5 protein-coding genes, 1 tRNA gene and 1 pseudogene are annotated in these 9,058 nt (G+C 53.7%); 2 read left to right on the top strand and 5 right to left on the bottom strand.

All coding sequences use genetic code 11. The annotated features are described in order from the left end of the window. The 3 genes and pseudogenes from PSCS_RS16105 to gltX form a co-directional block, all read right to left on the bottom strand. A pseudogene (locus PSCS_RS16105) lies at positions 1-817 on the bottom strand (transposase); the annotation flags it as partial. Positions 818-996: 179 nt separating this feature from the next. Continuing rightward, positions 997-1,072: transfer RNA gene (locus PSCS_RS06830), tRNA-Ala, on the bottom strand. Positions 1,073-1,218: 146 nt separating this feature from the next. After that, positions 1,219-2,724, bottom strand: a complete 1,506-nt coding sequence (gene gltX / locus PSCS_RS06825; RefSeq protein ID WP_068811140.1) for a glutamate--tRNA ligase — start codon at positions 2,722-2,724, stop codon at positions 1,219-1,221. A 193-nt stretch (positions 2,725-2,917) separates the two neighbouring features. Here gltX and dusA point away from each other — a divergent pair, with 193 nt between their 5' ends. After that, positions 2,918-3,982 carry a tRNA dihydrouridine(20/20a) synthase DusA gene (dusA, locus tag PSCS_RS06820; protein WP_068811138.1) on the top strand — a complete coding sequence of 355 codons (1,065 nt, stop codon included), beginning with the start codon at positions 2,918-2,920 and terminating at the stop codon, positions 3,980-3,982. Next, positions 3,975-4,442, top strand: a complete 468-nt coding sequence (locus PSCS_RS06815; protein ID WP_068811135.1) for a tellurite resistance TerB family protein — start codon at positions 3,975-3,977, stop codon at positions 4,440-4,442. The genes dusA and PSCS_RS06815 overlap by 8 nt, the downstream gene beginning before the upstream one ends. Positions 4,443-4,445: 3 nt before the next feature. On the opposite strand, the gene PSCS_RS06810 is transcribed toward PSCS_RS06815, so the two are convergent. Both PSCS_RS06810 and hrpA read right to left on the bottom strand, forming a co-directional pair. After that, complete coding sequence (locus tag PSCS_RS06810; protein ID WP_068811133.1) at positions 4,446-5,159, bottom strand: MlaA family lipoprotein; 714 nt, start codon at positions 5,157-5,159, stop codon at positions 4,446-4,448. A gap of 62 nt (positions 5,160-5,221) precedes the next feature. Further along, entirely contained in the window at positions 5,222-9,019 is a 3,798-nt protein-coding gene (gene hrpA / locus PSCS_RS06805; protein ID WP_068811131.1) for an ATP-dependent RNA helicase HrpA, read from the bottom strand. Positions 9,020-9,058 lie beyond the last annotated feature (39 nt).

Raw genomic sequence — 9,058 nt, 5'->3', positions numbered from 1 at the left:
AACGAGGACTCCGATGCCACATATACGCCCTGGTCCATCAATGCCGGTACGATCTGCGTCGGTGCCAGGTCTACAAAGGCCGTCAGGTTGCACAAATTTACGATCTGCTCTTTTTCCTGGTCACTGAGCTTGTTCGTCGGCGCTGGCCTCATGGCTTCGGGGCGCTGATCGGCCTGAACCTGACCGTCCTGATACCAGCGTCGGTAGGTACGAAGGCCGATCTGCGCCTCAGCACAGGCCTTGTGCAGTCGCGCGCCGCTGCCTACTGCTTCGTGTATCAATTCTATAATAATCAGGCGCTCTGGCAGCGCGGTCAGTCGTCCGCGTCGTTGTTCTCCCAGAGCGCATCCAGCTTTTTTCGCAGCACCAGCAGCGCCGCGGTTTCTGCCAGTGCTTTCTCTTTACGGCGCAGCTCCTTCTCAAGCTTTTTGATCTGCTGCTTATCCGCCTTTGACTGCTGCTTGAGCGTTTTATCCTGCTGCTCGGCACTTTGGAACCCGGCCAGCGAAGCTTCTTTCCAGGCCTTTACCTGCTCGACGAACAGACCTTTCTGGCGACAATACTCATTAAGCTGAGCCTCGCTCATCGTGGCTGTTTCTATCACCGTGGCCAGCTTTGCTTCAGCTGACCACTGGTCTGTGTTATTTGGTTTGGGCCCCGGCACGGCGCGTCCTCTTAATCTGGCTTGCTTGCGCCAATTATAAAGGGTTGCTTCGCTGATGCCTTCAACTTTTGCCAGATCCGATACCGTCATGTTGTACGGCGGCAGTAACCGGCTCAAAACTGCTTCCTTACGCTCCTGTGAAAATCGCGCCACTCATATTCTCAATCCGCCCATCTGGTAAAAGTAGATGGTGTCAACTATCCTGCCAGAGCGGGGTGGGCGCTCAAAATAGCTCCTGCTATTTTGTGAACCGGGGCTTTGCCTCACTCCCGTAGGAATCATTAGACAAACAAAAAACCCCATGCCTTGCGGCACGGGGTTTTTTGTTTGTTTGGTGGAGCCTAGCGGGATCGAACCGCTGACCTCAACACTGCCAGTGTTGCGCTCTCCCAGCTGAGCTAAGGCCCCGAAAATCTGGGTTCTGAAAGACTGACTGCCCCTCAGAGACCGCGCATTTTAGGCATGCCGGTCGGGGGTGTCAAGGAAAAACTGGGACTTTTGCCCCAGCCTCCCTTTCAACTAATGCCGCACATGGGGCCGCATTATGACCGATGTTATGAAGCTTCCGGATCGAAGCTGTCAAAGTCGCGATATTGTTTCTCCAGCCGCTTGGCTTCTTTTTTGGAAACACCGCCCAGAACGTTTATGGCATCACGTAAACGTGCTCGAGTGACATCTAGCCCCAGGGCCGTCATGGAGTCAATCACCGACACTGATACGGCTTTGCCGGTGACGGCAACAAAAAGCGGGAACAATGCCTCACGGATTTTCAGACTCTCGAACCCGGCCAGTTTCTGGCAGGCGCCAGAGATATGTTCGCGCTCCCAGGCAGGCAGCCCCTCAAAGGTCCACAGCGCAAATTGCAACAGACGTCGGGAATCTTCCAGCTGCAGGGATTTATGCTCGAAATCGGCTTCTGAGAGCGGCAGTGAGCCGCTGAGGAAGAAACCGGCCAAAGGAATCACATCACTGAAGCGCTCGACCCGCTCCTTGATCAGCGGAACGACCATTTTCAACTTGTCAGGGTTAAACGCCCACTCCGCATAAGCCTGCATAAAGGCTTCGTCATCAAAACGCTCGCGCAGGTACTTGCCGTTCAGCCAGTTAAGCTTCTCAACATCGAATACCGGCCCGCCCAGTGAGACGCGATCAATATCAAAGTGGTCGATCATTTCATCCACCGAGAACATTTCACGGCCATCTGGCATGGTCCAGCCCATCATGCCCAGGTAGTTCACTACCGCTTCCGGTACATAGCCCATGTCGCGATAGTAATTGATACTGGTCGGGTTCTTGCGCTTGCTCAGCTTGCTCTTGTCAGGGTTACGCAGCAGCGGCATGTGACAGAACTCCGGCACGTCCCAGCCAAAATGCTGGTATAGCAGAATATGCTTGGGCGTGGAGTTGATCCACTCCTCACCACGGATCACATGGGTGATTTCCATCAGGTGATCATCAACCACGTTGGCGAAATGATAGGTCGGCAAATTGTCAGACTTCATCAGTACTTGCATATCAATCTGAGACCAGTTTATGCGAATCTCGCCACGCAGACGGTCATTAAATACACACTCACCGTCAGTGGGGACTCGCATGCGGATAACTGAGGACTCACCGTTGTCGAGACGGGTTTTCACCTCCTCTTTTGACAATGACAGACAATGGCCGTCATAGCCGGGAGTCTGTTTGTTGGCCATTTGTTCGGCACGCACTTCATTCAGGCGATCTGCCGTGCAGAAACAGTGAAAGGCCTGGCCGTTATCCAGCAACTGATTGATATGCTCGCGGTAGATATCACTGCGCTGACTTTGACGATAGGGTCCGTGCGGACCGCCATTGTCCGGGCCTTCATCCCAGTCCAGACCCAGCCATTTCAAGGCATTGAGGATATCCGTCTCTGACTTTGCAGTGCTGCGAGTCTGGTCGGTATCTTCAATTCGCAGCACAAACTGACCATTGTGCTGCTTGGCAAAATTGCGGTTAAACAGAGCGATATACGCTGTACCGACATGGGGATCGCCCGTTGGGGATGGGGCAATACGGGTTCGAACTTGAGTCATAATACTCCCGGGAAAATACAATGGCTTCTGGCAGACGCTAACACTGGATTTCAATGAATGCATCTGCCAATCAACAATGACGCGGATTATAACGTGAAGCAGTTGTCCTGTCCGCGTAATTGCTTGCATATCAGCGCTGCGGACAGGATATTCGCACCGGACGCTAAGGTCGACATGCTGTTATAATGGCCGGATGACCAGAATCGATCCACATCGTTTTTCCATCGCCCCCATGCTCGACTGGACTGACAGGCACGAACGGTATTTCCTGCGCCTGCTGACCCGGCATGCCCTGCTCTATACCGAGATGGTCACCACTGGCGCCCTGCTCCACGGTGATCGCGCGCGACACCTGGATTTCTCCAGGGAGGAGCACCCGGTTGCCCTGCAACTTGGCGGCAGTGAGCCGGATGACATGGCCCGCTGCGCCGAGCTGGCGCAACAGTGGGGCTACGATGAAGTGAATATCAATGTCGGCTGCCCCAGTGACCGAGTTCAGTCCGGCAGCTTCGGTGCCTGTCTGATGGCAGAGCCTGAGCGAGTCGCGGCCTGCGTAAAAAGCATGCAGGCTGCCTGTGATATTCCCGTCACTGTAAAATCCCGCATCGGTATTGATGAGCACGACAGTGAAGCCTTTCTTCAGCGCTTTGTCGATACCGTGGCGGAAGCCGGTTGCGACACCTTTATCGTGCATGCCCGTATCGCGATTCTGGCCGGGCTCAGCCCCAAGGAAAATCGCGATGTTCCCCCATTGAAATATGAGCGGGTGCACCGGCTTAAGGAACGTCACCCTGAGCTGAAAATCAGCATCAATGGCGGCCTTAAAACCCTGGCAGCATGCCAGGCTCAGCTGGATAAGGTTGATGGCGTGATGATGGGGCGCGAGGCCTATCAGAACCCCTATATTCTGGCCAGCGTCGATCAGGACATCTTTGGCAGCATTGAGGCTGTTCCTGCCCGACAGGAAGTGATGAAGAAATATCTGGCCTATGTGGCTGACCAGCTCGCTTCAGGCACCGCCCTGCAGCACATGACTCGCCATATCCTGGGGCTTTACAAAGGCCAGCCAGGCGGACGGCTGTTCCGGCGCCACCTTAGCGAGAACGCTCACCGCAAAGGCGCCAGTATCAGCGTACTCGAGGATGCTGTCGCACTGGCGGAAGCCGCCATTGAGCGACAACAGCAGGCAGACGCTGAAAACATGGTCACGCCCGCCGAACAATCCACGCAATTGCAGACAGGAGTGCAGCATGCTTAGTCACCTGAAATCCTTCATGGATAAACATCTCAGCGTCCCCGAAAACGAAAGCAGCGAGCACCAGGCGCACCGGCTGCAAATCGCCAGTGCTGCTTTGATGTTTGAATTGATCCGGACAGATCATGACGTCAGTGACGCGGAAGTGGCACAGTTGCGGGAGATTATGCAAACACAGATGTCGCTATCGGACAGCGAGGCTGATGAACTGCTGGCGCTGGCTGAAGAGCGCGCCACAAAGTCTGTTTCCCTGTATGAGTTCACCAGCCTGATTTGTGAACAGTATGACCACCCGGAACGGATCCGACTGATTGAGAACCTCTGGCTGATCGCCTACAGCGACAAACACCTGGATAAATACGAGGAAATGGTGATTCGCAAAACGGCAGACCTGATCTACGTATCACACAGTGATTTCATAAAAGCGAAACTGCGCGCCCGAGAAGCCAAGGGATTAAGTTAAACCTTAATCCCAGCCTTCCCAGCCATCATCCCACTCTTCTTCCTCGGCTTCACCATCACTGACATCATAGGCGCGCTGCTGCAAATACGCTTCACGCATAAAGATGTACGGGTCCCCCATCAACAGGGACTCTCCTACCAGTGCCTCGCCTCGTCGGTTGATCTGGTCAAGCACAAACGCCGAGTTGCGCAAACGCACATTATCCTGGTAATTCAGGGGATTTGTGGCGGTATCAACACCCAGTCCGAAAGCATCCCGGAACGTGCTGGGGCCAAAGAAAGGGATGACGATGTAAGGTCCTGACTTGATGCCCCAGGCACCCAAAGTCTGACCAAAATCCTCATTATGCTTGTGCAGTCCGGCTTTTGATGCCAAATCAAGCACGCCAACAATACCGATGGTGGTGTTGATAACAATTCGTCCCGTATCCGAGGCGGCATCACCAAACTTACCTTGCAGTATGTTGTTAGCAAATACCCCTATGTCATCGATATTACTAAAAAAATTATCAACACCTGTGCGCACTGGTGCTGGCATGTAACGGCGATAGCCAACAGCCACCGGACGCAACAGATGCTTATCCATATAGTCGTTAAACGCATGAATACGCATATTGATCGGCGCCAACGGATCTTCAGTCTGCTGGGCAGCGACGGTAGAACTGAACGTCAGACTAACCATGAAAGGCAGGCTGGCGAGCACAGAGCGATACTTCATAGATTCAAACCTGGCAATACTGCCTCAAGTTCGTTCAGGGTGCCGTATTATCGCAGAATGCATTACGCATGAATATCCCCCGATTGGGCAGCATCCAATCGTTTCTGCAAACGCTTTATCGACACCGGATATTGGGTTCCAAGTTGCTGAGCAAACAAGGAAACCCGTAATTCCTGCAAACGCCAACCAAAATCACTGAGCGCATCATTGCCCGCTCCCCCCTGGGCTAACCATGATTTGAACAGACGACTGACGGCTTTAGCCGAGTCAGCATCTTTTTCGGGCTGCGCCGGTAATTTCTCCAGACGCGACTCTATCGCTTTCAGGTAGCGCGGATACTGAGACAGACTATGTTCGGGTACCCCTTGCGGGAAATCATCGGGGAACAGGTAATCCAGTTGTTCCTCTATATCCGCGACATTCTCTGGAAAACGCGATGACATATCCCGTAACCGGGAACGAATGGCAAATCGCTGATCAATGCTGTTTTTAAGGATACGACCCAGCCGCTCTGCCGTATCCACCAGCCCTGCCCGCCCTCGTGACAATCGGGATTCAAACTCTGCCTTGGTGCGCGGTACATCGGAACTGGTAGCAAACTGAAGCCGATAGCAGCTGATCAAGGCATGTTCCTGCCAATCATTGGCCTGGGCAATCAGTTTCAGCCCAAGTGCTTTGGCGACAGTAGCGAACTGTTTGCCGATCATTTGCCGCTGCTGCGGGGTTCGCAAGGCATACAGCCTGGCCAGCCCTTTTGCAGTGACTTGTTCTGCCTTTGACGCCGTTTCCATCAAGGTCACAGAAACGCTGTCGCCGTCATCACATATAGCAGGATAACGGACAAAGGTAATACCGTATTCCATGGTGACTGAATGTGGCAGTTCGCCAAATTCCCAATCCTTGATGCCAGAGCATTCCAGCTCATGTCTGGGCATGTTCTGCTGATGGCTTGCTGTCTCTTTACTAAACTGTTTCTTAAGCGCCTTCAGGTTCTGGCTGGCCTTGAGCAGTTTGCCGTCGTCACCCAGCAGTTTGATAGTGGGCCTGAGATGTTCTGGCACGTTGGTTTCTTGCCAGGCGTCAGGTGGTAAATCGACCTGCCGCAGACGTTTGGCCTGCTCTCTCAGCAATGTCAGAAGCGGCGGTTTATCTTCCACCCTCACATTGGCAAGGGCCTGCTGGACAAACTCCGGTACCGGCACCAGCTTTTTTCGCTCACCCTTGGGTAAACTTTTAACAATGGCAATACAACGCTCTTTTAACAGCCCGGGCACTGACCAGTCGATATCTTCCTGTGTCAGTTGCGGCAGCAAAGCCAACGGCACAGTCATGCTGACACCATCATCCTGCTGGCCCGGATCAAAGCGGTAGTCCAGTTTGAGCTGGTTATGGTGCACGGCAGCCTGGTCCGGGAAAGCCCGCTGGGTTTCTTCACTGATTTCGCGCGCCTGCACATCGGTTTTCTGCATGTGTAAAGGCGTTTGTCCGGGGTTCTTCTGTTTCCGGCTCCAGCGATCAAGTGCAGCCTGTCCGGTAATATTTTCAGGCATACGTTGATCGTAAAAATCAAACAACTGATCTTCACTGACCAGAATATCAGGGCGGCGCTCTTTCTCTTCCTGAGCTTTGATCTCGCGGATCAAACGCTGATTGTGACGGTAAAACGGTGCTTTGAGATTGACCTGACCGGTTAACAGTCCTTCCCGGATAAAAAGTGTACGGGCCGCATGCGGATCAATCGAGGAGTAGGATACCCTGCGTTTTTCCACCAAGCGCAACCCAAACAGCGTGACTCGCTCATAGGCCATCACTTCACCACGACGACGCGACCAGTGTGCCTCGAAATACTCACGTTTAATCAGGTGCTGTCCGGCCTGTTCTGCCCACTCGGGCTCGATACGTGCCGCCTGGGTAGCAAACAGGCGACTGGTCTCAATCAATTCGGCGCTGACTATCCATTTGGGTAATCGTTTGAACAGTGCCGAAGCCGGGAAAATGCTGAACTTTCTGCCACGGCTGCCCAGATACTGACCATCCTTGAGTTTTTGTCCCAACTGGTTCAGGGAGCCGGCCAGAATACTGCGATGAATTGATTCGTAGAGCCCCTTGATGGTCTCCTCATCCCAGTCCGGTTTACGATTGGCTTTCATGCCTGACTGGTTACACGCCAGCAATAACTGACGGTGCGTCTCGCGCCATTCTCGTAATCGCAGCCAAGACAAAAAGCTGCTTTTGCAGAATTTGCGGAACTGGCTCTGCGACAGTTCCTGGCGCTGGTTCTCGACATCGTTCCACAGTAACAACCAACCGAGGAAGTCTGATTCCGGGTGAGCATATTTGCGATGCTGCTCTCTGGCGGCATCGCGTTTATCGGCTGGCGTATCTCGCGGGTCCTGAACACTTAACGCGCTGACAATGACCAACAGTTCCGCCAGGCAGGCCTGATCATTGGCTTCCAGCAACATGGCTGCCAGGCGTGGATCAACCGGCATGCGCGCCATTTGTCGGCCTTTGTTGTTAATCTGGCGGTTTTCATCCAGCGCCCCCAGTTCCTGCAGCAAACGATAGCCATCATTAACGGCCCTGCGCTCCGGTGGATCAATAAAAGGAAACTGGTAAATATCACCCAGTCGCAGCAACTGCATCTGCAGGATAACCGCGCTGAGATTGGTACGCATGATTTCCGGATCGGTAAATTCGGTGCGGCTGTTGAAATCGTCTTCGCTATACAGGCGATAGCAGATGCCGGGGGCGACACGCCCACAACGACCGGCTCGCTGATTGGCGCTGGCCTGGGAGATGGGCTCGATGGGCAATCGCTGGACTTTGCTCTGTACACTATAGCGGCTGATACGCGCCAGACCGCTATCTATTACATAACGAATGCCCGGGACGGTCAGCGAGGTTTCTGCCAGATTGGTCGCCAGGACAATCCGCCGACCACGATGTTCAGCAAAAATGCGCTGCTGCTCTTTAGCTGAAAGTCGCGCGTACAGGGGCAAAATCTCAGTATCGGCGAGCTGCTTTTTGCGCAAGGCCAGGGCCAGTTCGCGGATATCACGCTCACCGCTTAAGAAAACCAGCACATCGCCCGGGCCACTCCGCTGCTCGCGCTCATGCTGACGAATAGATCTCAGCGCCGTCATGACCCCGGTCATCAAGGGATCATCATCATTATCATTCGCAGTATTCTTGTGGGCTACACTTTTGGCGGTGTTATTTTTTTCGCCCTCGCCCTCTTCCCCCGCAACCTCTTCCCCCTGCTGCGCCGGATCCAGATAAACAATGTCGACCGGATAGGATCGTCCGGAAACACTGATAACGGGAGCATCGCGGAAATGCCTAGAGAATTTATCTACATCAATGGTTGCCGAGGTGATGACAATTTTAAGGTCCGGTCGTTTGGGTAACAGCCGCGACAGATAGCCCATCAGAAAATCGATATTCAGACTGCGCTCATGCGCTTCATCGATAATGATGGTCGAGTACTGCTTTAGCATCCGGTCGCGCTGGATTTCTGCCAGCAGGATGCCGTCTGTCATCAGTTTAATGCAGGTAGACTGGCTACTGTGATCGCTAAAACGCACCTGGTAGCCCACTTCTTTGCCAAGTTCCACACCAAGCTCTTCAGCGATGCGGTCGGCAACCGAACGGGCAGCCAGACGCCTGGGCTGTGTATGGCCAATACGTCCGTTCTCGGCCAGTCCCAGTTCCAGGCAAATTTTGGGAAGTTGGGTGGTTTTACCAGAGCCGGTTTCACCGGCGACGACAACCACCTGATTGTCACGTATGGCACGCGCAATCTCTTCACGCCGCTCGCTGACCGGCAGCTGCGGCGGATAGGTAATGCTATAACTCATTCAAACCCAGTTTCGGGAACCCCGGCTAAAGATGTCGGG

Origin of the sequence: Pseudohongiella nitratireducens, from assembly GCF_001642735.1 — a bacterium.
GTDB classification, from domain to species: domain Bacteria; phylum Pseudomonadota; class Gammaproteobacteria; order Pseudomonadales; family Pseudohongiellaceae; genus Pseudohongiella; species Pseudohongiella nitratireducens.
This window is presented reverse-complemented; position numbering and strand designations above follow the sequence as displayed.

What these genes read in the sequence shown, in the direction of transcription:
- gltX (WP_068811140.1), bottom strand. Translation starts at nt 2,724, where the DNA reads ATGACTCAAGTTCGAACCCGTATTGCCCCATCCCCAACGGGCGATCCC.
- dusA (WP_068811138.1), top strand. Translation starts at nt 2,918, where the DNA reads ATGACCAGAATCGATCCACATCGTTTTTCCATCGCCCCCATGCTCGAC.
- PSCS_RS06815 (WP_068811135.1), top strand. Translation starts at nt 3,975, where the DNA reads ATGCTTAGTCACCTGAAATCCTTCATGGATAAACATCTCAGCGTCCCC.
- PSCS_RS06810 (WP_068811133.1), bottom strand. Translation starts at nt 5,159, where the DNA reads ATGAAGTATCGCTCTGTGCTCGCCAGCCTGCCTTTCATGGTTAGTCTG.
- hrpA (WP_068811131.1), bottom strand. Translation starts at nt 9,019, where the DNA reads ATGAGTTATAGCATTACCTATCCGCCGCAGCTGCCGGTCAGCGAGCGG.